This is a genomic window from Nocardia takedensis NBRC 100417 (assembly GCF_000308695.1).
Taxonomy (GTDB): domain Bacteria; phylum Actinomycetota; class Actinomycetes; order Mycobacteriales; family Mycobacteriaceae; genus Nocardia; species Nocardia takedensis.
Map to the genome: position 1 here is coordinate 19,765 of NZ_BAGG01000093.1, position 21,980 is coordinate 41,744.

The following is a 21,980-nucleotide window of genomic DNA, read 5'->3' on the forward strand; positions in this document are numbered from 1 at the left end:
GATGAGACGTGACTCGGGGCCCGTTGCGGCCCTGCTGATCCTGGTCGCGGTGGCCGCGCTGGTCACCACGGCGGCCGCGGCGGTGCGCTGGAACGCCGGACCGACCCGCGCGCTGTGCGCCGAATTCGACACCGCCTACGGGCTGTATCCGGACGCGGCGGTCACCGTCCGCGGCGTCTCGGTCGGCCGCGTGCTGGCGGTGGTCCCCGAGGGCGACCACGTGCGGGTGGACATGTCCATCGGCGAACGGCCGCTGGCGGCGGGCACGGGCGCGGTGGTGGTCAACGCCTCGCTGCTGACCGACCGGCGCGTGGAATTGGTCGACAGCGAGACCCGCGGCGCGAACGAACTGCCCGACCAGGGATGCCTGCCGCGCCAACGCACCCGCGTCCCGGTCAGCGTGTCCGACGCGCTCGGCTCGTTCTCCCGGATCGCCGAGGAGCTGACCACCCCCGGCCCGGACGGCAGCGCACCGCTGCGCGCGCTCATCGACGGCGCCGACCGCGAACTCGGCGGCCTCGGTCCCGCCCTGGACCAGCAGATGCGCGCGATCACCCACCTGCTCGCCTCCCCGGACGCCTTCGCCGCCGACCTCGGCGCGCTGCTGGACAATTCGGCCGAGCTGAGCCGCTTTGTCACCACCGAATGGGACGACATCAAGACCTCGATGATCACCTTCGGCCCCGGCCTGGAACTGCTGGAACGCACGCTGGTGATCGTCAAGATCCTGGTCGGCAAACTCGCCACCGCGCTCGGACCGCTGGACCGCGCGTTCAACCACCACTTCCCGTACTTGATGGACCTGCTCGAACAGTCGGTGCCGCTGGTCGTCATGGCCCGCACGCGGGTCGAGGACTCGCGTGAACTGCTGGCCACCGTGCCGGGCGTGATCGCCATGCTGCGCACCATGATCGGCGAAGGCGGACTCGCCGTGGAGTACCGGCCGCCCGCGCAGTGCCCGGCCCCCGATCCGGGACTGTGCGCGTCGCTGGGAACCAACAGCGCGAGGATGCCGGTGCCGCTGGCGGTGCTGGCCACCGTGGGAGGCAGACCGTGAACCGACACCGGATCGCCCTCGGCGCGACCGCGCTGGTCCTGACGGCGGCGGGCTGCGGATTCGACCCCGCCGATCACACCCTGCCCGGCGCGGGCGTACGCGGCGCGCACTACGAGCTCACCGTCGAGTTCGAGTCGCTGCTCAGCCTGCCCGTCGGCGCGAAGGTGCGCAGCAACGGCGCGGAGGTCGGCGTGGTCGACGCGATCCGACTCGACCCGCACGCCGCGCTGGCCGACCTCGACATCCGCGCCGACGTCGGCCTGCCGGTGGGCACCCGCGCCGAACTGCGGCAGACCACCGTGCTCGGCGACATCTACGTCGCGCTGCTGCCCCCGATCCGGCCGGAGGCGCGGACCTTGCGCGACGGCGACCGTATCCCGTTGCGCGACACCGAGACCGGCCCGCAGATCGAGCAGATCCTGGACCGGATGGCGAGTTTCGTCAACGGCGGCAGCGTGCTGCGCTCACAGGACGCGCTCGAACAACTCGCCGCCCGACTTCCCGAGGACCCGGCCGAATCCAGGGCGCTCGCGGCCACCGTCGGCACGGATCTGGCCGCCACCGCCGACCACCTGCCCGACCTGGATCGGATGCTGGCCGCCGTCGACGCCGTCACCGAACGACTGACGCGGATGCGTGAGGAAGTCGGCTTCCTGTTCTCCGAGACCGCCCGCGCCCGCCTGGACCGCGTGCCGCAGTTCATGACCGCCGTGCTCAACGTCGTCATCGACGTCAACACCCTCACCAACGGCCTGGACTGGCTGATCCCGCGCCTGCCGCACATCAACGAGGCGCTGGAGAAGACGGCGACGCTGCTGCGCGAACCGTCGGCCGACGCGCACACCTGGATCGGCAACGGGGCCGCCCTGTCCCAACTCATGCAGGGGAAGGTCATCCCGTTCCTGGGCGCGCCCGCCGTGGACGTGCGGCGGATCGCCCTCGGCGCGGGCCACGGCGACGAGGTGGACGCGCTGATCCTGCTGCGGTTGATCGGAGTGCTGCCGTGACCCGACTGCCCGCGGTGTACTCGCTGCTGATCCTCACCATGGTGACCGTCCTGGGCGTCGGCTACCTGAGCATGGGCGTGCTGCGGATGGACCCCACCCGCGAACGTGTCCACCTCAGCGTGCGGATGGACCACGCCGCCGGACTCGCCGCGGGCGCGGGCGTGGTCTACCGGGGCGTGGACATCGGCGCGGTGGACGAGGTCGCCAGTGTGCCCGGCGGCGTGCTGGTCCACCTGTCCTACGACAGCGATCAGCGCATCCCCGCCGACACGGCGATGGCGGTGGAGAACCTGTCCGCGCTCGGCGAACCCGTATTCGCCTTCCTGCCCCGCGTCGCCGTCGCCGACCGCTACCTGGCCGACGGCGACCGTCTGACCGGCGTGGTCGACGCGCCGACCTCGGTGCCGCAACTGCTCGCCGCGTCCTCGAACCTGCTGGGCCAGAGCGACACCGAGACCGTGGTGCGCCTGGTGCGCACCTTCACCGACGCCCTCGAACACGCCGCCGTCACCGCGCCCGCCCTGGCCCGCGCCGCCGACGTGCTGGCCCGCACCCTGGCCGCCCACCAACCCTCCATCGAGGCCGTCCTGCGCGACCTGATGCTGCTGCTGCCCGACATCGACTGGATGAAACCGGTCCTGACCTCCGCGCCGCCGCAACTCGACGGCTTCGGCGAAACCCTCGGCGTGTCCTACCAGTACCTGTTCGAGGGTTCGGCCCTGCTGCGCGGCAGCGAGATCATGGGCTCCTGGCGCGAGGAACAGCAGCGCTTCGTGGAATTCCTGTCGCGGCTGTCCCCCGAACTCGGCGCGCTCGGCGTCGCGCTGCGCCCCGTCACCTCCGCGGTGGGTCCGGCGCTGGGCTCCCTCGACATGGGCACCCTGCTCGAACGCGCCATGGACGCGGTCCCCGGCGACCGACTCCGCCTGACCCTGCAACCACCGACCGATCAACCCCCGGTCGAAGGAGGACAGCGATGACCGAGTCCGACACCGTCGTCGGCGACGCTGCACCGAAAGCCACAGCCAGGCCCGATGATTCCGAGCCTGCTCCGGCCGTACGCCGGCCGGCCGCTGCCCCGGAAGGCGAACCGAGGCCCGGATCACGCAGGGTCCTCGCGTTACTCGCCGTGGCGGTCGCGCTGCTGACCGCCGCGACGGCCCTCTTCGCCTGGCGCGCCGACGATTCCGCCGACGACCTCGCCGCCCTGCGCGCGAGCCTGGACACCGACGCCGCCGCCGAGCGCACCGCCGGCGACTACGCGCTGCGGGTCTCGCAGGTGAAGGCCGGTGACGTCGAAGGGTGGCGCACGGCGCTGAAATCCGGCGTCACCGATCAACTCGCCGCGAAACTGTCGGCCGCGGTCGACGTGGTCGGACCGTGGCTGAGCCAGATCGACTACTCCTCGACCGCCCAACCGCTGGCCGCGAAGGTGATGCGTCGCGACGGCGACGCCTACGTGGTGCAGGTCTTCGTCGACATGACCTCGCGCAGCCGTCAGACCCCCGACGGCGTGGTGGCCACCGCCGCCTACACCGTCACCCTCGACCGGTCCGCGAACTGGGCCATCACCGAAGTCGGCGGCGTCGCCACCGACCTGCCCGTACCCACCCCGCAAGCTCCCCGATGACACCGAGCCCCACAGGAGACGAGACGATGACACACGCCGCCGACGAATCCGTCACGCGCCTACCGCGCGCGGTGCCGGACACACCGCATCCCGCGACCGAACGCCCCGGGCCGCGCGTGTGGGCTTCCGACGACGAAGAACCCATCGAACTGATCGCCCCCGATTCGCTGACCGCGGAGATGGTCGGGCACTGGACCTATCTCATGCTCGAGGGCGCGGCCTTCGCGATGCAGGGCCTGCACCCCGTCATCCGGGACGTCACCGACAAGTACTCCGTCTCGCGCACCGATCCGGGCGGGCGCGCGATCCGGTCGGTCGACTCGGTGCTGCGCTGGACCTACGGCGGCCTGGAAGCCGTGCAGGAGGGCACCCGACTCCGGTCCCTGCACGAGCCGCTGACCATGCGCAACGAGGCGGGCAAGCGCATCAGCGCGCTCAATCCCGGCGCCTACCAGTGGGTCATCGCGACCGCCTACGTCACCACCGCCAAGGCCGGTCCGCTGCTGATCGGGCGCGAATTCACCAGCGAGGAACTCGACGACCTGCTCGCCGACAACATCCGCATCGCCAAGATCCTGCGCGTGCCGATGAAGGGCTACCCGCAGACCCGCGCGGAATTCGACGCCTACTACGAGCACATCGTCACCGAGGTGCTCTCGGCCAACGACACCGTGCGCGCCGACTACGCGATGCTGCGCAAGTCCGACACCGAACAACTGCGCGCCCTGCCCTACCCGGCGCGGCCGATCGTGCGCGCGCTGGCGCGACCGTTCCTGCGCTTCAACTACCTCTCGATCGTGGGCCTGCTCGATCCCCGCCTGCGCACCATGATCGGCGTGGACTGGACGCCGCAGGAGCAGCGCCGTCTGGAGCAGATCTATGCGGTGATCCGTTTCGCCTACAAGGTGCTGCCGGAACGGCTCACCTACTTCCCGATCGCCTATCACGCGCGCGGCCACCACCGCGCCATCCAGAAGATGAAGGTGCGCGAGCTGAAGTCGGCGGCCTACAAGGTGCGACCCAAGCAGGTCTAGCGTCCGCCGGGGTGGGGGAACAGCAGCGGCGCGAGATGGCGTCGCGCGAACTGTTTCGCCGCCCCGGTGTCGCCGAGCGGCAGGACGCCGCGCGGATTGGAGATGAAGGTCATCGTGAGCCGGACGAACAGTTCGGCCACCACCTCGACGTCGAAATCGCCGAGTTCGCCGCGGTGCTGCCAGTGCCGCAGGTAGCGGGCCACCACCGTGCGGCCCTGGAAGATGAAATCGTCGCCGGTGAGGAAGTTGGTCAGCTCGCCCGCCGCGGAGGACACCCGCAGGCTGCGGGTCAGCAGTCGCGGGGCGCTGGCCTCGCTGACGAAGGCGGCGAACATCTCCGCCAGCGCGCTGACCGGCCCCGCCGACCGGCGCACCGCCTCGGCCATGATGAGTCCCACCCGCTGTGACTCGGCCATCAGCGCGTAGCGGACCAGCGCGGATTTGGTGCCGAACCGGCGATAGACGGTGGCCACTCCGACTCCCGCGAGTTCGGCGATGTTGACCATCGTCGTCTCCTCGAAGCCGACGTCGGCGAAGCAGTCGCGGGCGGCGTCGACGATGCGGCGCGAACGGGCGTCGAGCGCGACCAGGTCGGCCCAACTGTCGGCGGTCGCGGCGAGGAACTCGGTGACGGTGTTCTCGATGTCGGCGCGGGTGGGCGAGCCGAAGTCCTTGCCGCCCGCGGGGGTTCCGCCGGACTCCCGTTCCTCCCGGTGCGCCGTCACCGGGCCGAGCCTACCGGCGCGGATTCCCCGCATCCGTGTCGACACCACCGCGGACTCCTCCGTTCGGTCCGTTACCGGCCACGCTCGCGCGCGGATCCCGCCCGCTCGGGTCTCGCTTGCACGGGACCGAAATGATAGTCTGAGTGGCATCAATCTATCACTCGCCACTCCGGGGTGTGTCATGACCACGAATGCAGAGCTGCCTCTCGTGTCCGAAACCGAAACCGCGCCCGGCCCTTCCGGCCCGCGCGCCGCCCAGGACCGGGTGCGCCCCGAAGTCCTCGCCGAATTCCGCAAGCACACCGCCAGCGTGCTCACCGGCGTCTTCGCGGGCTCCGCCTTCGACGAGGTCGCGATGATCCCCGTCGCCGCCGCCGTCGACCGCTCCGGCCGCTTCGCCGCCAACTTCGCCAACCGCGGCGTGCGCAGCGGCGCCTCGGGCATGCTCGCCATGTGGGGCGACCCCGTCGACCGCAAAGCCGAAGCCGACTGGCTCAAAACCCGCCACCGCGACGTGCACGGCCACGGCAAAGGCGACTACGCCGACGTCCGCTACAGCGCCCTCAACCCCAAGGCGTGGGTGTGGATCGGCGTCAGCGGAATGTTCGTGCCGCTCAACACCTTCACCTACTGCACCGGCATCCGGATGCGCCCCGAGGAGAAGGAAGCCGCCTATCAGATGCTGCGCGAGAACTTCGCCCACCTCGAACTCAACGCCGCCACCGGCAAACTCCCGCCCGACCTCGCCTCCGCCACCGCCTACTACGACGAGATGGTCGAGAACGAACTGGCCGCGAACCCGTTCCTGGTCCGGGAATTCGCCAAACTCACCCGCCTGCCCCTGCCCACCCTCGGCATCTCCTCGTTCACCCGCACCGTCCTCACCCCGCTGTGGCTGCTGATGCGCCCGCTGGTCGGCCACGTCATCCAGGTGTGCTCGGTCCAGGCCATGCACCCCGGCGTGCGCGCCATGGTCGGCTACCGCCACCACCCGCGCCACGACCTCGAATTCGCCCTCTACCTGCGCGTCCTGCAAACCGCCTGGAAACTGCTCCCCGACCGCGTCCTGCTCGCCCCCCTGGCCTACAACCGCCTGCGATACGAGAAACTGGTCCGCGCCCACCGCCGCGTCGGCCTCGACACCTTCGCCGCCCCACCCCTCCCCACCCCCGGCTGCCCCCTCTGACCCACGGGCGGGGTGCGGTTCGGGGTCGCGGGGGTGTCGGTGGCGCTGTAGCGCACGGTCCGCTGGCCCCACCGGCCGTACGGGCGCGCGGGGCCACCGAACAGGAAGGGCATCGCGTCGTTCGTGGATCTCTTAGGAACGCTTGGGTGACACCGAGGATCTCCGCGGCGCGGCCCATGCTGTAGGCGGGGTAGTGGTCGTCGTCGAGTTTCTCGCCGGCGGACTCGCCCCCGGTCGAGAACGGATCGGTTTCAGGAGGCACAACACCTCACAGGGGATTCGGGCAACGCCGACGGGCCCCGGCGCGTGGTGCGCCGGGGCCCGGGATCTACAAAGGATGTTTCGTTCGAGAGGGTGTTCAGGACTGGCTCGCTTCGCCGACTCGAGTGGTCGCCGTCGAACCAGGAGCCCGTAATCGGACGTTCTCGGAAGAGCTGAGTAACTGGTGCAGTGGCCACCTCCTGATCTATCGAACCGTCTGTCTGCTGTACTGCCGTGTCCCGCTCCGGCGGTCCGGCCGACTGCACCGGATTCTCTTCTCCGCCGGGGGACGATCCTTCTTCGTCTTCCGGGCAGTTCACCTGCCCGGCCAACTCGATCTCTTCATTCCGACGACAGCGACATTAGCGGTTCCGCCTCACAATGTCTACAACCATCACTACAGAATTTGTGATGTCGCCGTCTCGGTTTACCTGCTCCCGCGACCTCCGGTACTAGTGGAGAGCAACGGTTCCCCACCGACACCGGCGCGGCGGCAAACCACCCGCACCGGAAGACCACACGACACGGGACAGTTTCCAGATGAGCGAGGACGCAGCGGGTCGACCGCCTACGCAAGGACCGACGAACCACAACTTCGACCACACAGGGCCGGGCCGGAGTCGACGACGGAGAACACCGGACCAGCCCGGTCCGGGCGACGCGGTGATCGAACAGGCCACGGGAGCGTTGATGGCCGCCCACGGCATCGACGCGGCACAAGCACTAGACATGCTGGTCACCTGGGCCGAGGCCGGCGAAACCGCGCTACCGGCTACGGCCCAACGAATCCTGGCCACACTCAGCGAGAGCGGCGGCGCGGGCCGTGCGCTGCGGATTCGCTTCGACCACCTCCTGCTCACCGCACACCAGCGGATCTGAGCACACGGTTGCGGTCGCGGCTCGTTTCTCGCTTTTCCGCTCGGGCGGGGCGGTCGCGACGCGACACCGGACACCGCGTCGGTGCGCCGGGCGGTGGACTGCTCACACGTCCACCTGACCGTCGGTGACCATCACTCACATCGCCCGATCGGAAGCCGAAAATCAGGTCCGGCCCTCTGCCGCTCATGCCGACGAACGGACAACCGGCGGAGTGACGGCTACTGTCCGGGCTTCGCGTCCTGGTTGCCCTCGGGCCGGTCGAGGCGAACGCGTCCACCGTGGTGGTAGCCGACTTCGTCGGGAGTGCGCGGTCCGTAGCGGCGTTCGCCGAAGTCGACGGCGAGGGATCGGTGGGGATCGAGGCGTTGGAAATCGACGCTCGCCGCGTAGGCGCGCAGCCCGGCGCCCACCAGTGCGCGGGTCGCCAGGTCGGGATCGGGCAGGCCGTGCACACGCCGAAGCGGTCGGGAGCAGAAGGTGGCGATCACCCGTGTCGCGGCGGATCGCGCGGCTCGGGGCAGGCAGCGTTGACCGAACGCGTCGATCAGGGCGCGGGCGATCGCCCGTCCGTCGTCGGAGGCCGCGTATTCGCGCTGCTCGTAGGCGAGTGCCCACCGGGCGAGTTCGGCGCGCTCGTCGGGAATGTCGACGAGGTGCTGGCGCACCGCTACCGCTCGCCAGAATCGCCAGTGCGCTTCCTGTTCGGCCTCGGAGAACAGCCGGACGCCGAGGGAGGTGGTGATGGCGTGCGGATCGAGGGCGAGCGTGGCCAGGGTGTAAAGGGAGTCCTGCGCGCGCAGGGGGAAATGGGCGTGGATCTGGTTGAGCCGTTCGATCCAGGCCCGGCCGACGGCGGAGTCGGGTCCGTGGTCGAGCAGGTTGCCGAAGAAGACGATCGTGTCGTCGTTGCGGCGCAGGGTGTCACGGACGATGTCGCCGGTGCCACGGCGATACAGCGTGCGCGCCATCGCGGGCACCGCCACTTGCTCGAGGAAAGCGACGGTGAACAGCGCGTACACCAACGCGCCGTGGCCGTGCAGGACTGTCAGCGAGAGCCGGGCGATCTCGTCGGCGTCACGGCGGGGGTCGAGCGCGGCGATCCGGGCGCGCACCTGCGCGCCGCGGATGCGGTTGTTCGCGTGCGTCACGGTCGGGGCTCCACGTCGAGTTCGAGGCGGCCGCCGAGGTCGAGGGTGAGCGTCGAGCGTCCCGTGCGGTCGGCGACTATCTCGCGTTCGAGTGCTCCACGCACGTGGTAGGGGCGTCCGGGCGTCAGCCGGTCGACGACGACGGCGGTGCGCAGCGGGCCCGCACCGGGAGCCAGGACGCAGTGCAGCGCTGCGCCGTCGGTGTGCGCTCGGGCCACCAACACGTCGGGGTAGTCGGCGTCCGCGAGGCGGGGGCCGGTGCGCCAAGTGTCGGGCAGGCCGCCTCCGATGAGATCGCGCATCCCGGACGCGCGCCCGAACCGGGCCATCAGTTCGTAGAGGTTGCCCTGGGTGGAGACGCCCCCGTAGCGCGCCGCACCGCCCGCGCGTCGGATGGGCTCGGTGTCGGCCAGGTGGGCCAGTACGCGGACGGCGACGTCTTCGTCGCCGATCTCGCGGGCGGCCATCGCGAGCAGGATCTGCCCGAACGCCACGCCGCCGAAGGCGTAGGAGCCGGAGTCGCAGCGGTTGGCCAGTGTCGCGGGCAGGACGAAATGGCCGTCGCGTTCCCGCAGGACGGTTTCGCGCAGCAGTCGCCAGGAGCGGTGCGCGATATCGGGATAGGCGGGGTGCAGCCAGTACGTCGTGGGCAGCCACACGCCGTCGCCCGCCCACGGACTCCACGACATACCGAGCGTTTCGGAGCGGACACCGACGACGCGGCCGTCGGGGCGGTGGAATTCGGTGAGGTAGGCGGTGCGGATGCGCTCGTGCAGTCGGTCGTAGGCGGCGCCGCCGTGCAGGCGGCGGTCCATCAGCAGCGTGTTGACCGCGAAAGTGTTGCAGACCGGGTAGATCCACCGCGGTTCGCAGGAGAACAGTGTGAACGCTGAGCGCTCCATGTTCTTCGCGATCGAGGAAGCCAGCGCGGGCAGATCGTAGCTGTAGGTCTCCTCGTCGGACCAGCGGTAGGTGAGTCCGCCCGGTGCGGAGAAACGGGTGTCGTCGAAGGTCTCGAACAGGCCGACCGAGACGCCCTGCCAACCGGTGAGCATCACGTTGTCGTTGTTGTCGACCGGATCGCGGCTCAGCGACAGCCGTCCCCACGCGTTCTCCAGCGCCCAGTAGCCCCAGACGCGTCGGTCGCCCATCTTCTCGATCGAGCGGGCGTGCGCCTCGGTGAGATAGCCGCCGAAGGCGGGCGCGCAGGTGTGCCGGTAGGCCGCGAGCGCGTAGCCGAGCAGGCACAGCTGATAGCGCAGCGCTGCCTCGCGGAATTGGTCACGCCGGTCGAACCCGTCGAAGGACGACACCGGTTGCAGGGCGAGGTCGAGCGCGAACCGGAGCCGCTCGAGGTCGTCGGTGCTCGCTTCACGCACGGGCGGCTCGACGCGCGAGGGCACCCGGGTGATGGTGGCCGGTCGGGCCAGAACGCCCGCGTTGAGACGCGCGGCCCGCTGTCGACGCCGGGTGTGGCGCACCGCGTGCGCGGCGAGGCAGAACGCGGCCAGGGCCGGTCCGGCGGCCGCGACCGCGCCCAGTCCGGCATCGGTCAGGTGGTGGTGCGCCATCGTCACACCGAGGGCGAGGTCCAGCGCCCACACCGCGATCGGCACGACGACCGCGCCGATCATCCACCAGATCAGCACAGCCGTGACCAGGGCGAGCACCGCGCCGAGGGTGTGCAACGGATGACCGCTCGCGAGGTGCCCGCCGCCGGGCAGCATCAACCCCGCGCCCAGCAGACGCAGCCGGTCCTCGCCGGTGAGGGCCAGCACCGCGCCGAGCAACCAGATGACGCCGAGGACACCGCCCGCGCGGAGCATGGTTCGCAGGGTGACCGGCGGGAACAGCGGCGCACGCGCGTCGAGCGGGGGGAGGGCCACCGTCGTCGTGCGCGGCGACTCGGCCTCGGTGGCCGCGCTCATCGGGGCACCGCGTAGCGAGCGGGCGGGGCGAACATCGTTTCCGCGGAGGAGGTGTCGCGACGCGACCACCCGGCGCTCCCGCCTCCTCGCAGTGCGCGCAGGAGTCGCTCGAGCGCGGCCATCACCGCGAGCGCGGCCACACAACAGACCATGACGAGCCTCTCGGACATTCGGACGGAAATCCGATTTCAGGAACCGGTTCGTTCCGGTTCCCAATAAGGTGACAGTTCGTGGCACGGCGTGTCAAGATGCTCGACATGACCTCCGCCGCCCGCCCCTACGGCGGCATGCCCAGCGACACACGCCGCGAGCAGCGTCGGACACGACTGCTCCAGGCCGTGCTCGACGTCGCCGGCGAGGACGGACTCGGCGGGCTGACGGTCGCGTCGGTCTGCGCCCGCGCCGGGGTCGGGAAGCGCTACTTCTACGAGAGTTTCGCCTCACTCGACGAACTCATCGCCGGCGCGCTACAGCAGATCTTCGAACAGGTCGGTCGGGCCATCGAGGACTCCGGACTACAACCCGAGGACCCCGCCGAACGATTGCTGGAGGTAGCGGCCCGCGGCGCCCTCGAGGTGATGGACGACCCTCGAGTGGCGCGGTTCTACCTCGAATCGGCCGGCAGTCCCGCGGGCGCTGCCGTCCGTGAGGCCGCGGTCGGCGTCCTGACCGAACAACTGCTCGTCCGACTGGTAGGCGCCACCCCGGCACAGGCGACGGCCCGCCTGCTCGGGCATCTGCTCGTGGCCGGCACCCACCACGTAGTGGCCTTGTGGCTGGCCGGAGACTCCGGAGTCGACCGCGAGGAACTGATCGCACTGCTCGTCGATATCGGAAGCGACGCCGCGCAACGAATGCGCGAACAGGCTTGACGGTTCCGGACGTCGTCCATCCCGCGGCCTCGAACACCCGGAGGGTGGCCGCCTGTCAGCACAGACGCGGAAGAGCACGTGGCACTGATCGCGCTACTCCAGGCCCCGCCGGACGGCACCCGGTGGGGACCCTCGCGGCGTCCGCAGCCCAGCTCGCCGATCCCACGCCGCCCTCATGAAGACCCTCACCCAACGATACGACCCCGACGTATGCCCGGTCACCGGCGAGAAGTGCGTAGCAGAGGGCGACGCCGGACTCTGAGGTGTCCACGGTCGGATCCCGGTCGCGACCTCGATGCTCGGATCCAACCGGTGGCAGGCATGGGAGGATCGGGGGGTGAGTGGTGGATCGGGGGGCGGGCAGCAGTTGGGGGATCTGGCGCGGTTGCGGCGGGTGCGGGATCGGATCGATCGGGAGTTCGCGCAACCGTTGGACGTGGAGCGGCTCGCGCGGGACGCGCACATGTCGGCGGGGCATCTGAGCAGGCAGTTCCGGGCCGCTTACGGGGAGTCGCCGTACAGCTATCTGATGACGCGGCGGATCGAGCGGGCGATGGCGTTGCTGCGGCGCGGGGATCTGAGCGTCACCGAGGTGTGCTTCACGGTGGGGTGCTCCTCGCTGGGCACGTTCAGTACGCGGTTCACCGAATTGGTCGGGGTGCCGCCGAGTGTGTACCGGAAGGAGGCGCTGGAGACCTCGGGGATCCCGTCGTGCGTGGCCAAGCAGGTCACCCGGCCGGTCCGGGTCAAGGCCACCCCGGGCCGTCGACCGCCCACGGCCTGAGCCGCCCACCGAACTCACCGCCACCAGCGCCAGCCACCACCAACGCAACGACTGGCACCGCCACCGGCACCACCGCCAGCCACTGGCACCACCACTGGCATCGCCACCACGACGGGCACGGCCGCTCATCCCTCCTGGACGAACGACACCCGTCAGGAATCGATGACGACCCGCCCGCCCGGCGCGACGAACTCCAGCAGCGCGTCCGCCTCGGCGCGGACCGCCGCTTCGTCCGCCGCGTCCAGCGGATGCCAGGGCGAGATGCGCACCCCGGTTCCGTCCAGCGCCCAGCGTCCGTGCACGAAACCGTCGACCAGGTACATGGGCACCCCGGCCGAGGCTTCCTTGGCGGTCCGCGCGCGGTCGGCGTCGCTGATCATCCGCCGTCGGTCCTTGTGGCCGAGCAGCGCGTTGTCGAAGGCGGGCAGGAAGCGCACCGGGGCGGGCAGGTCGGGGTCGGCGAGCGGGGCGTCGGGCAGGTCGAACAGTACGGCGTGGCGGTCGTCGGTGAAGACGCGCAGTTCGGCGCGCATCCCGTCGATGACTTCGGCCAGTCTGGTCACCCCGGCCCACGCCTGCATGTCGGCGACGGTGGCCGGACCATAGGCGGCCAGATAGCGCAGGATGAGTCGGCGCGGGTCGGGCTCGGGGTGCAGGGGCGCGCCGATCCACTCCTCGGCGGGCCCCATGGTGACGTAGCGGTTGCGCCAGCGGCCCCATTCGCCGGTTTCGGGACCGTGGGCCATGGGCACGAGCACCTCGACGGTCTCCGCGAGTCGACGCGGCAGCCGACCGGGAAACCGTTCGGCGAGCAGTTTCCCGAGATCGCCTCGGCTCATGGTCTTTCCGGCCAGCAGCGCGCGCCCCGCACGCTCGAGTTCGTCGAGGTCGAGACCGTCGATCTCGTCGCGGTAGTAGGCGGCGCGCAGCGCCGAGCGCACGATCGGCCCCACGGTGGGCCGCAGCCACCGGAAGTCCTGCGCGTCGGCCAGGTGCACGGTGCGGCGGATCATGGTGGAGCGCACCACCTTCCGTTCCCGCAGCAGTTGTTCCAATTCGGCGGGCGCGAAATCGGCCAGCCGCGACCACAATCCGACGTAGGGCCAGTTGGGTTCCTGCCCTTGGACCGCGACCACGTGCCGGATCAGCTCGAACGGGGTGATCCGCGCCCGTTCCGCCAACATCTGGCGGACCAACAGGGTCCGGTTCAGCGCGCGCAACGACAGTTCCGTCATGCCCCCATACTCGCCGACCCCACCGACACGATCCGACCGGTCCGCGCCGCAAACCCCCATTCACCGGCCCGGATCGCAGCGCCCCGGTTCGAGCAGAGTGCTCCCGCACGGCTCGTCGCCGTGTTCGCGCAGCACCTCGGCCCCGATGTCGTCGGTCAGATAGTGCAGGAAGGCGGCCGCCAGCGAGTCACCGGGCACGTCGCCGTTGGTGTAGGCGTATTCGACGCCCCAGAAGGGGTAGCTCCGGTCGATGGCCTGCTGCCTGCCCGCCGCCACGCCGTCGAGGGTGAGCACCCGCATGTTCGCGGCCGCGGCCTCGGTCGACTCGCTGTAGCCGACCGCGCCGGGGATCTCGGCCACCGCCCGGTGCATCTCCTTGGTCACCGGCACGTCGCAGTAGGTGCCCGCGGTGTCCTTGATGGCGGTGCAACTGCGGTGCGGACGGTCGGGTTGGTCGCCGCCGAGCAGTCGGCTCTCGAAGATGTTGCGGGTGCCCGACCCCGGCGTGCGGTTGACCAGCACGACCGGCAGATCGGGGCCGCCGACCTGTCGCCAGTTGGTGATCCGCCCCTGGAACAGGTCTGCGACCTGGGCCGCGGTGAGATCGGTCAGCCCCAGATCGGGGTGCACGATCACCGTGAACAGCGACACCGCCAGCGGGCGCGGCAGCAGCGTGGGGTAGCCCGCGCCCTTGGGGCCATCGCTGATCGTGAGCAGACCCGCGTCGGGCCCCGCCTCGGTCACCCGGTCCAGACCGCGTTCGGTGCCCTCGAAGTCGAAGGCGAATTCCGCGCCGCCGCAACGCTTCCCGTACTGTTCGGCGGCGTCGCGCAGCACCGGTTCGAAGGCCGAGGACCCGACCACGGTCAGGGTGCCCGAGGCGCAGTCCAGCGGATCGGGATTCGGCTCGACCAGCGCGACCACGAACTGCACCACGATCACCACCACGAGGAACGCCACCAGCGCCACCATCATCCGGGAAACGCCCGTGCGGCTGACGGTTTCGGTGACCCGGCCGCCTTTGATGTTGCCCAGCAAGGTCGGCGGCGGGTACTCCCCCGCGCCCTCCGACCGTTGCAAGATCGCCAGGACCTTGTAGTGGTCGCCGCGATTCAACTGCACCTTGGGCAGGTCGATGACCCCGATCCGCCCCGCCGTGTCCTCGCGCACCGCGATCCCGGAGTTCGGCCCGAGCGAGCCGGTCAGATCCTGATCGCTCAACTCGGTGACCGCCATACCGACCACGCGACGCTGCGGGAACCGCAGGTGCAGGCCGACCCGCGCCACCGGCGCCAGGTAGTCCGACTCCTCGATCGTCAAGGTGCCACTGTTCTCGATGCGCACCAGAACGATGGACAGATCCCGCAATTCGGCGTTCGCGTCGCGGCGCAACTGGCTCAGCACACCGGGAAAGACCGCCTCCACCTCACCGGTGACCGGCGTGTCCATCTGCACGCGGTAACCCAGTCGCCGCCTACCCACGAACACGAACTCCCACAGGAACGCACCGACCGGTATCGCGATACCGATCAGCGCCAGAATCGTGTCGACCGGAATGTCGTCCACCGGCGCGCCCCTCCCCGCTACCGCGTGCGGAGCACCTGCGCTTCCGCCGCGTGCCACCATTCTGTGTCGCGGGTCGACCCGGGCTCGCGCGCGGGGGCAGTATTCCGCCAGTGTTCACCGACGATCAACCGGCGGCGGTCCACTCCAGCAATCGATCCACCGGCCAGGTGTTGATCACCGAATCGGGCGCGACGCCGTTGGCGACCGCCCGCGCGCATCCGTAACCCTGCCAATCCAATTGGCCCGGCGCGTGCGCGTCGGTGTCGATGCTGAACAGGCAGTCCATCTCCACCGCCAGTCGCAGCAACCGCGAGGGCGGATCGCGGCGTTCCGGGCGGCTGTTGATCTCGACGGCCGTGCCGTAGCGGCGGCAGGCCTCGAAGACCAGTTCGGCGTCGAACTCCGACTCGGGGCGGGTCCCGCGACCGCCCTCGACCAGCCGACCCGTGCAGTGCCCCAACACATCCACGTTCGGGTCGGCCACCGCGGTGACCATGCGTCGGGTCATCACGTCGCGTTCGGCGCGCAGTTTGGAATGCACGCTGGCCACCACGATGTCGACGCGGGCGAGCAGATCCGCGTCCTGGTCCAGGGAGCCGTCATCGAGGATGTCGACCTCGATCCCGGTCAGCACCCGGAACGGCGCGACCCGCTCGTTGAGTGCGGCGACGACGTCCAACTGGCGGCGCAACCGGTCGGCGGACAGACCGTTGGCCACGGTCAGGCGCGGCGAATGATCGGTCAGCGCACAGTATTCGTGCCCGAGCGCCGCCGCGACCGCCATCATCTCCTCGATCGGACTGCCGCCGTCGGACCAGTCCGAGTGGGTGTGCAGATCCCCGCGCAGCGCCCGCCGCATCGGCGCGCCCTCCGCGCCGATCGGCCGGGCCTGACCGCGCAACTCACGCAGATAGTCGGGCACCTCCCCCGCGCTCGCCTGCGCGATGACCGCCGCGGTCTTGGGGCCGATGCCCGCGATCTCCTGCCAACTGCCCGCCGCCGCCCGCCGCGCCCGTTCCCGGTCGGAGAGCTCCGCGACGATGTCGGCGGCGCGCCGATACGCCTTGACCCGGTGGGTCTGGGCGCGCTCGCGTTCGAGCCAGAACCCGATCTCGCGCAGCGCCTCCACCGGCCCCGGCGCGGCCGGATCGGAGGCGGGCGGCGGGTTCGCGGGCACCTAGCGGACCCGGCTGTATTTCACGAAGGCGACACCGTCCTCGTAGACGCGGCTGGTGATGACCCGGAACCGCGCCGGATCGGGCAGACGCTCCCCCGCGCCGAACAGCGGTTTACCGCGTCCGAGCACGATCGGATAGAGCTTGAGGAAGATCTGGTCGATCTCCGGCAGCAGGGCATAGGCCAACTCGCCGCCGCCGCACAGCCAGATGCCCAGACCGGGCTCGCGCTTGAGTCGGCGCACCCGGGCCAGCGGGTCCTCGGCGATCAGTTCCACGTCCGGATCGGGATTCTCCGGCAGCGTCGTGGACACCACGAACTGCCGCAGATGCGCGTACGGGCTCGACGTCCCGGTCCGCACCCCGAAATCATGGGTCTTGCGGCCCATCAGCACGGTGTCGAAACTGGCATTGGCCTTGTCGATGCCCAACGCCTCGCGCACCTTGGTCGGCAGCGTCTCCGGGAACTGCGCGGTGATCGCCGGGCCGTGGTCGCCGCCCACGGGGAAGAAGTCCACCGACCCGTCCTCGGTGGCGATGAAGCCGTCGATGGTCGACGCGACGTAATAGGTGAGCCTGCGCATAGGTCCTTCCTCCTACGGCCGATCCGATCCGGCCGCTAGGGAAACCGTATCTCGCCCGACTCAGCGGTGGTGCGGCTTGCGCTGGCAGCGCGGACACGAGAACGACGAACGGTTCATGAACCGTTCACGCGTGATCGGGGCTCCGCACCGTCGGCACGGTTCGTCCTCGCGACCGTAGACCGCCAGCGACCGTTCGAAGTAGCCGGAATTACCGTTGACGTTCACGTAGAGGGCGTCGAAGGAGGTGCCGCCCGCCGCCAGCGCCTCCGTCATGACGGCGGTGACCTCGGCCAGCAGGCCGCGCAGCACCGGCTTGCTCAGCCCGGAGGCGAGCCTGCCGCCGTGCAGGCGGGCCCGCCACAGCGACTCGTCGGCGTAGATGTTGCCCACCCCGGAGACCACCGTCTGATCGAGCAGGACGCGCTTGATCTCGGAGGAGCGGGAACGCAGCGCGGCGACCGCGGTCTCCACGTCGAAACGCGGGTCCAGCGGGTCGCGGGCGATGTGGGCGACCGGTTCGGGCAGCAGCGACCCGTCGACCTCGACCAGCGGGGCCAGCGCCCAGCCGCCGAAGGTCCGCTGATCCACGAAGCGCAGTTCGGCGCCGTCGTGCAGGGCGGCCCGGATGTGGGCGTGCTTCTCCACCGGGGCGACGGCGGGCTGCACCAACATCTGCCCGCTCATCCCCAGGTGTACCACCAGGGCGCTGTCGGAGTCGTCGAAGGTCAACCACAGGTATTTGCCGCGGCGTTCGGCGGCGGCCACACGCAGACCGGTCAGGCGCGCCGCGAGATCGGCGGCGCCTTCCAGGTGACGGCGCACCGACCGCGGATGCGTCACGGTCACCGATTCGACGGTCCGGCCGACCACGTGGCTGTCCAGCCCGCGCCGGACCACCTCGACCTCGGGGAGTTCGGGCATCTAGTCTTCGGCGGTCAACGCCCGGTAGGCCGCGCCCGCCGCCTTCTGCTCGGCTTCCTTCTTGGAGCGTCCGACGCCGCTGCCGTAGGCGACGCCGCCGATCACCGTCGTCGCGGTGAACTCCTTGTCGTGATCGGGGCCCGTCGAGGTGATCTCGTAGCTGGGCACGCCGAGGCCGCGCTCGGCGGTCAGCTCTTGCAGACTGGTCTTCCAGTCCAGGCCGGCGCCCATGCGGGGGCCACGCTCGAGCAGGTCGGCGAACAGGCGAAGCACCACCTCGCGCGCGACCTCGATGCCGTGCTCGAGATGCACCGCGCCCAGCAGCGACTCCATGCCGTCGGCGAGGATGCTCGGCTTGTTGCGGCCACCGGTGAGTTCCTCACCCTTGCCCAGCAGCAGGTGCACGCCGAGCCCGCCCTCGCCGAGCCCGCGCGCCACCTCGGCCAGCGCGTGCATGTTCACCACGCTGGCGCGCAGCTTGGCCAACTCGCCCTCGGACTTCTCCGGGTGCTCGTGGTACAGGCGCTCGGTGATGCTCAGGCCGAGTACCGAGTCGCCCAGGAATTCCAGGCGCTCGTTGGTCGGCAGGCCGCCGTTCTCGTAGGCGTAGGACCGGTGCGTCAGCGCGAGCCGCAACAGATCCGGCCCCACCTCGACGCCGAGGGCGTCGAGGAGGCTCGTGTGCGCACCGGTCGGGCCGGTGACATCCTTGCTGACCGTCACGTCGATGAGGCGGTTCGAACCGTCAGACAGCGGAGGTGACCTGGCGGCCCTTGTAGGTGCCGCAGGACGGGCACGCGATGTGCGGCAGGGTCTTCTCGCCGCACGCGCGGTTCGGGCACGTGACCAGGGTCGGCGCGGTGGCCTTCCACTGGCTGCGCCGCGACCTGGTGTTGGAACGGGACATCCGGCGCTTCGGAACGGCCACGACTACTTCTCCTCTGTCCACTGCGCGTCACGGCACGGGTTGCCGCGACTGCTGACTGTCTTACCGATGGTCTTGTCGGTGATCGCCGTACTAGCGATCGCCGGGGTCGGCCACACCCGAGTCGGGGTTGCCGCCGCCGGGCGATTCGGTGGCGAACCTCGCCAGCCCGGCCCAGCGAGGGTCAAGTATCTCATGCCCGTGATCCGGACCCGCAATCGCCATCCGGACACCGCATTCGGCGCACAGGCCGGGGCAGTCCGGCGTGCACAGCGGCTGCAACGGGAATTCCAGGCCGAGCAGATCGATCACCACCGGCTCGAGGTCGATCTGATCATCGACCAAGCGGTGGACCTCGTCCTCTTCGGTGGTCTGCTCGGTGGCGCTGTCCGGATAGGCGAACAGCTCGGTCACCGACAGGTCGACCGACCCGGTGAAGGGCTCGAGGCAGCGCGAGCATTCGCCCGCCGTCGGACCGGTGACGGTTCCGGTGACCAGCACGCCCTCCGAGACCGCCTGCAACCGCAGGTCGAGATCGAGTTCCGCGCCGACGGGCACCGCGATCATCTCCAGGCCCAGCCGCTCGGCGACCTGCACCGTGCGACGTAGCTCCTTCATGGTGCCGGGGCGGCGACCCAGGGAGCTGACATCGATCACGAAGCCCGCGTCCGGCCGACGGCGCGAGGCCGTGCGCGGACGCGACGCGGAACCGGAACCGGCGGACATCACGAACTCACTCACGATCGAGGGGGTATGGGCAACCACACCACAGTACGCGAGATACGCCGCCGGGCCAAAACGCGCCGGGATGGACTCAGCGGCGGAAGTCGGCCGCGTAGTCGGGCGCGCCCGCACCGGAACGCAGCTGGTGACGGCCGCGGCCGACGGTGCGCAGGGTGGCGTCGAGGGTCTCCTCGAAACCGGCCAGCGTCGAGTCCACGTAGTGGTCGCACTCGTCGCGCATCCGATCCGCCTCGGCCTGGGCGGCGTCGATCAGTCGCGCGGATTCGACGTGCGCGGCCCGGACCACCTCGGTCTGGTCGACCAGCCGGTCGCGTTCGGCCAGCCCTTCGGCGACCGACCGCTCGTAGGCGGTCTTGCCCGCCTCGACCATGCGGTCGGCCTCGACCCGGGCGCGGCCGGTGAGTTCCTCGTATTCGGCGGTGCCGTCGGCGACGACGCGATCGGCCTCGGCCTGCGCGGTGGCGACCAGGTGGTCGGCGTGCGCGCCGGCCTCGGCCACCATGCGGTCGGCGTGCGCCTTGGCGTCGGCGAGGATGCGATCGGCCTCCTCGCGGGCGGAGCCGATGGTCTGCTCGGCCTGCTCGTTCGCGCCGGTCACGGCGGTCTCGGCGGCGGTGCGGGCGTCGGTGACGATCTTGTCCCGGTGGTCGAGCACGTCCTGGGCGTCGTCCAGTTCGCCGGGCAGGGCGTCGCGGACATCGTCGAGTAGTTCGAGCACGTCGCCGCGCGGCACGATGCAGCTGCGGGTGGGCGGGATCCCGCGCGCCTCCTCGACGATCGCCACCAGCTCGTCGAGCGCTTCGAATACGCGATACATGCTCTCTACCCCGCTCTCGTACAGATGTCGGCGAAACTCTCCGCCGAACCCAGTGTGCCCGCACCGACCGCCGTGACCGAGTCATCTTCCGGTGTGTCGTCGCGGTGTCTGCCATGCCACAGAAATCAAGTGGAGAACTCGCCTCCACTTCGTGTTACATTTCTATCGGTGGAGATCACTCCAAGATCTTCGCAAGAGTTTCGCAGGCGCCGAGCAGAACCCTGGGACCGAGAGGAGGCCGACGGCCGGAAACACACTTCCTCCCGAGCCGTGCATACAGGACAATCGGCACGTGGGAGGGAATGCCGCGGCCACCACCGCTGTTTCCCACCGAAGGCACACGTTGGATCGGAAAGACGATGACCGTACTGGACGCACCGCGGACGATCGTGCTCCCCGCGGGCATGTACACCCCCTGGACCGGGCCGTTCCCGGTGCTGCGGGTGTCCCCGGCCACCGATCCGTTCACGCGGCTGCTGGGGTACCTGCGCGGTGACCGCGCCTTCGCCCAGCTGATCCGCTTCGCACTGGTCGGCGGTTCCAGCAATGTCGCCTACATCCTGCTGTTCTTCGCCCTGCACGGCGTGGGACCGCTGCTCGCGAACGTGGCGGGTTCGGTGGTCAGCACCGTCATCGCCAACGAACTGCACCGTCAGCTCACCTTCCACGCCGCCGACCGGGTCGGTTGGTTCAAGGCCCAGTGGGAGGGCGGCGGTCTCGCACTCGTCGGCCTCGGCATCACCACCGCGGGCTTGGCGGCGCTGGAACTGTGGGCCCCCGGCCTCGGCGGTTCCGCGCAGGCCGTCGCCGTGTTGGCGATCACCGCCGCGGTCGGCGCGATGCGCTTCCTGGCGCTGCGCGGCCTGGTGTTCTGAGCCCCCCGCCCCGAGCCTCGGTGATCCGAGCGCCCGCGTCCCCGAACGAACCGAGGCCCGACTCCCCCGCGGAGTCGGGCCTCGTCTCGTTCGAAGACCTAGGACGAACGTTCGGCCAAGCGCGCGAGCAGTCGCTTGTGCACGATCGGCGGCAGCATGTCGGCGACCTCACCGCCGTAGGCGGCCACCTCCTTGACCAGTGAACTGGACAGGTAGCTGAAGGCAGGGTTGGTCGCGATGAAGAAGGTGTCCACCCCGGACAGCTTCTTGTTCATCTGCGCCATCTGGAGTTCGTAGCCGAAATCGCCCGCATCGCGCAGCCCCTTGACGATGGCCCCGATCCCCTCCTCCCGCGCGAAGTCGACCAGCAGCCCCTGCCAGGAGGCGACCCGCACGTTGGGCAGATGCGCGGTCGACTCGCGCAGCAGGTCCATGCGCTCCTCGACGGTGAACATGCCCTGCTTCTTCGGGTTGATCATGACGGTCACCACGACCTCGTCGAATTGTGCCGCCGCCCTGGTGAATACGTCGATATGTCCGTTGGTCACCGGATCGAAGGACCCGGGGCACAGTGCTCCTGCCATGCCCAGACGGTAACAGCGGCGACCGCACCGGCGCACGGTCGAC

General features: G+C 70.1%; 24 protein-coding genes. 10 read left to right on the top strand and 14 right to left on the bottom strand.

All coding sequences use genetic code 11. From position 1 onward, the window contains the following. The first annotated feature begins 1 nt into the window (after position 1). From ON30_RS19055 to ON30_RS19075, 5 genes are all read left to right on the top strand, one after another. Positions 2–1,057 (top strand): MlaD family protein, encoded by a 1,056-nt coding sequence (locus ON30_RS19055; protein ID WP_040708869.1) that lies wholly within the window; start codon positions 2–4, stop codon positions 1,055–1,057. After that, positions 1,054–2,064 (top strand): MlaD family protein, encoded by a 1,011-nt coding sequence (locus tag ON30_RS19060; RefSeq protein ID WP_040708870.1) that lies wholly within the window; start codon positions 1,054–1,056, stop codon positions 2,062–2,064. Before ON30_RS19055 ends, ON30_RS19060 begins: the two co-directional genes overlap by 4 nt. Then, positions 2,061–3,044, top strand: a complete 984-nt coding sequence (locus tag ON30_RS19065) for an MlaD family protein (RefSeq protein ID WP_040708871.1) — start codon at positions 2,061–2,063, stop codon at positions 3,042–3,044. Before ON30_RS19060 ends, ON30_RS19065 begins: the two co-directional genes overlap by 4 nt. A 149-nt stretch (positions 3,045–3,193) precedes the next feature. Further along, positions 3,194–3,694 carry a hypothetical protein gene (locus ON30_RS19070; protein ID WP_051029526.1) on the top strand — a complete coding sequence of 167 codons (501 nt, stop codon included), beginning with the start codon at positions 3,194–3,196 and terminating at the stop codon, positions 3,692–3,694. Between the two features lie 26 nt (positions 3,695–3,720). Continuing rightward, positions 3,721–4,728: an oxygenase MpaB family protein gene (locus ON30_RS19075; RefSeq protein WP_083911517.1), complete on the top strand. Its 1,008-nt coding sequence runs from the start codon at positions 3,721–3,723 to the stop codon at positions 4,726–4,728. Here the strand turns inward: ON30_RS19075 and ON30_RS19080 are convergent. Then, entirely contained in the window at positions 4,725–5,372 is a 648-nt protein-coding gene (locus ON30_RS19080; RefSeq protein ID WP_373282591.1) for a TetR/AcrR family transcriptional regulator, read from the bottom strand. The genes ON30_RS19075 and ON30_RS19080 overlap by 4 nt on opposite strands. 262 nt (positions 5,373–5,634) lie before the next feature. On the opposite strand from ON30_RS19080, the gene ON30_RS19085 reads away from it, so the two are divergent. Then, positions 5,635–6,639 carry an oxygenase MpaB family protein gene (locus tag ON30_RS19085; RefSeq protein WP_040708872.1) on the top strand — a complete coding sequence of 335 codons (1,005 nt, stop codon included), beginning with the start codon at positions 5,635–5,637 and terminating at the stop codon, positions 6,637–6,639. Positions 6,640–7,440: 801 nt separating this feature from the next. After that, the gene (locus ON30_RS37600; RefSeq protein WP_083911519.1) at positions 7,441–7,779 is read left to right on the top strand and encodes an ANTAR domain-containing protein; all 339 of its coding nucleotides are present in this window, start codon (positions 7,441–7,443) and stop codon (positions 7,777–7,779) included. Between the two features lie 218 nt (positions 7,780–7,997). Here the strand turns inward: ON30_RS37600 and ON30_RS19095 are convergent, their stop codons facing one another. Genes ON30_RS19095 through ON30_RS39255 form a run of 3 tightly spaced genes read right to left on the bottom strand, consistent with a single transcriptional unit; the run spans position 7,998 to position 11,025 of the window. Continuing rightward, positions 7,998–8,927, bottom strand: a complete 930-nt coding sequence (locus tag ON30_RS19095) for an oxygenase MpaB family protein (RefSeq protein WP_063719908.1) — start codon at positions 8,925–8,927, stop codon at positions 7,998–8,000. Next, positions 8,924–10,855, bottom strand: a complete 1,932-nt coding sequence (locus tag ON30_RS19100; RefSeq protein ID WP_051029529.1) for a linalool dehydratase/isomerase domain-containing protein — start codon at positions 10,853–10,855, stop codon at positions 8,924–8,926. The genes ON30_RS19095 and ON30_RS19100 overlap by 4 nt, the downstream gene beginning before the upstream one ends. Further along, positions 10,852–11,025 carry a hypothetical protein gene (locus ON30_RS39255; RefSeq protein ID WP_157183775.1) on the bottom strand — a complete coding sequence of 58 codons (174 nt, stop codon included), beginning with the start codon at positions 11,023–11,025 and terminating at the stop codon, positions 10,852–10,854. The genes ON30_RS19100 and ON30_RS39255 overlap by 4 nt, the downstream gene beginning before the upstream one ends. 60 nt (positions 11,026–11,085) lie before the next feature. On the opposite strand from ON30_RS39255, the gene ON30_RS36215 reads away from it, so the two are divergent. Continuing rightward, a complete protein-coding gene (locus ON30_RS36215) occupies positions 11,086–11,727 on the top strand; it encodes a TetR/AcrR family transcriptional regulator (protein ID WP_051029530.1) in 642 nt (213 codons plus the stop codon). A gap of 337 nt (positions 11,728–12,064) precedes the next feature. Then, positions 12,065–12,511 (top strand): helix-turn-helix transcriptional regulator, encoded by a 447-nt coding sequence (locus ON30_RS19110; protein WP_040708873.1) that lies wholly within the window; start codon positions 12,065–12,067, stop codon positions 12,509–12,511. A gap of 152 nt (positions 12,512–12,663) precedes the next feature. On the opposite strand, the gene ON30_RS19115 is transcribed toward ON30_RS19110, so the two are convergent. The 9 genes from ON30_RS19115 to ON30_RS19155 form a co-directional block, all read right to left on the bottom strand. Next, positions 12,664–13,746, bottom strand: a complete 1,083-nt coding sequence (locus ON30_RS19115) for a winged helix DNA-binding domain-containing protein (RefSeq protein ID WP_040708874.1) — start codon at positions 13,744–13,746, stop codon at positions 12,664–12,666. A 60-nt stretch (positions 13,747–13,806) separates the two neighbouring features. After that, positions 13,807–15,312, bottom strand: a complete 1,506-nt coding sequence (locus tag ON30_RS19120) for a PstS family phosphate ABC transporter substrate-binding protein (protein WP_040708875.1) — start codon at positions 15,310–15,312, stop codon at positions 13,807–13,809. 124 nt (positions 15,313–15,436) lie between these two features. After that, entirely contained in the window at positions 15,437–16,489 is a 1,053-nt protein-coding gene (locus ON30_RS19125; RefSeq protein WP_051029531.1) for a PHP domain-containing protein, read from the bottom strand. Beyond that, positions 16,490–17,071: a dihydrofolate reductase family protein gene (locus ON30_RS19130; protein WP_040708876.1), complete on the bottom strand. Its 582-nt coding sequence runs from the start codon at positions 17,069–17,071 to the stop codon at positions 16,490–16,492. It lies immediately after the preceding gene. Between the two features lie 60 nt (positions 17,072–17,131). Next, entirely contained in the window at positions 17,132–17,992 is an 861-nt protein-coding gene (mutM, locus tag ON30_RS19135; protein ID WP_040708877.1) for a bifunctional DNA-formamidopyrimidine glycosylase/DNA-(apurinic or apyrimidinic site) lyase, read from the bottom strand. Then, complete coding sequence (rnc, locus tag ON30_RS19140; RefSeq protein WP_040708878.1) at positions 17,993–18,715, bottom strand: ribonuclease III; 723 nt, start codon at positions 18,713–18,715, stop codon at positions 17,993–17,995. 22 nt (positions 18,716–18,737) lie between these two features. Continuing rightward, a complete protein-coding gene (rpmF, locus tag ON30_RS19145; RefSeq protein ID WP_040708879.1) occupies positions 18,738–18,920 on the bottom strand; it encodes a 50S ribosomal protein L32 in 183 nt (60 codons plus the stop codon). A 90-nt stretch (positions 18,921–19,010) separates the two neighbouring features. Continuing rightward, a complete protein-coding gene (locus ON30_RS19150) occupies positions 19,011–19,643 on the bottom strand; it encodes a YceD family protein (RefSeq protein ID WP_040709202.1) in 633 nt (210 codons plus the stop codon). Between the two features lie 88 nt (positions 19,644–19,731). After that, a complete protein-coding gene (locus ON30_RS19155; protein ID WP_040708880.1) occupies positions 19,732–20,478 on the bottom strand; it encodes a DivIVA domain-containing protein in 747 nt (248 codons plus the stop codon). A gap of 359 nt (positions 20,479–20,837) precedes the next feature. Between ON30_RS19155 and ON30_RS19160 the strand changes: the two genes are divergently transcribed. After that, positions 20,838–21,353 carry a GtrA family protein gene (locus tag ON30_RS19160; protein WP_083911522.1) on the top strand — a complete coding sequence of 172 codons (516 nt, stop codon included), beginning with the start codon at positions 20,838–20,840 and terminating at the stop codon, positions 21,351–21,353. A gap of 98 nt (positions 21,354–21,451) precedes the next feature. On the opposite strand, the gene coaD is transcribed toward ON30_RS19160, so the two are convergent. Then, a complete protein-coding gene (gene coaD, locus ON30_RS19165) occupies positions 21,452–21,937 on the bottom strand; it encodes a pantetheine-phosphate adenylyltransferase (protein WP_040708881.1) in 486 nt (161 codons plus the stop codon). Between the last annotated feature and the right edge of the window lie 43 nt (positions 21,938–21,980).

Coding starts and splice junctions, on each gene's coding strand:
- ON30_RS19085 (WP_040708872.1), top strand. CDS start 5,635: ATGACCACGAATGCAGAGCTGCCTCTCGTGTCCGAAACCGAAACCGCG.
- ON30_RS19075 (WP_083911517.1), top strand. CDS start 3,721: ATGACACACGCCGCCGACGAATCCGTCACGCGCCTACCGCGCGCGGTG.
- ON30_RS19115 (WP_040708874.1), bottom strand. CDS start 13,746: ATGACGGAACTGTCGTTGCGCGCGCTGAACCGGACCCTGTTGGTCCGC.
- mutM (WP_040708877.1), bottom strand. CDS start 17,992: ATGCCCGAACTCCCCGAGGTCGAGGTGGTCCGGCGCGGGCTGGACAGC.
- ON30_RS39255 (WP_157183775.1), bottom strand. CDS start 11,025: ATGTCCGAGAGGCTCGTCATGGTCTGTTGTGTGGCCGCGCTCGCGGTG.
- ON30_RS19130 (WP_040708876.1), bottom strand. CDS start 17,071: ATGCGCAGGCTCACCTATTACGTCGCGTCGACCATCGACGGCTTCATC.
- ON30_RS19155 (WP_040708880.1), bottom strand. CDS start 20,478: ATGTATCGCGTATTCGAAGCGCTCGACGAGCTGGTGGCGATCGTCGAG.
- ON30_RS19150 (WP_040709202.1), bottom strand. CDS start 19,643: ATGTCCGCCGGTTCCGGTTCCGCGTCGCGTCCGCGCACGGCCTCGCGC.
- ON30_RS19055 (WP_040708869.1), top strand. CDS start 2: ATGAGACGTGACTCGGGGCCCGTTGCGGCCCTGCTGATCCTGGTCGCG.
- coaD (WP_040708881.1), bottom strand. CDS start 21,937: ATGGCAGGAGCACTGTGCCCCGGGTCCTTCGATCCGGTGACCAACGGA.
- ON30_RS37600 (WP_083911519.1), top strand. CDS start 7,441: ATGAGCGAGGACGCAGCGGGTCGACCGCCTACGCAAGGACCGACGAAC.
- ON30_RS19100 (WP_051029529.1), bottom strand. CDS start 10,855: ATGAGCGCGGCCACCGAGGCCGAGTCGCCGCGCACGACGACGGTGGCC.
- ON30_RS19160 (WP_083911522.1), top strand. CDS start 20,838: ATGACCGTACTGGACGCACCGCGGACGATCGTGCTCCCCGCGGGCATG.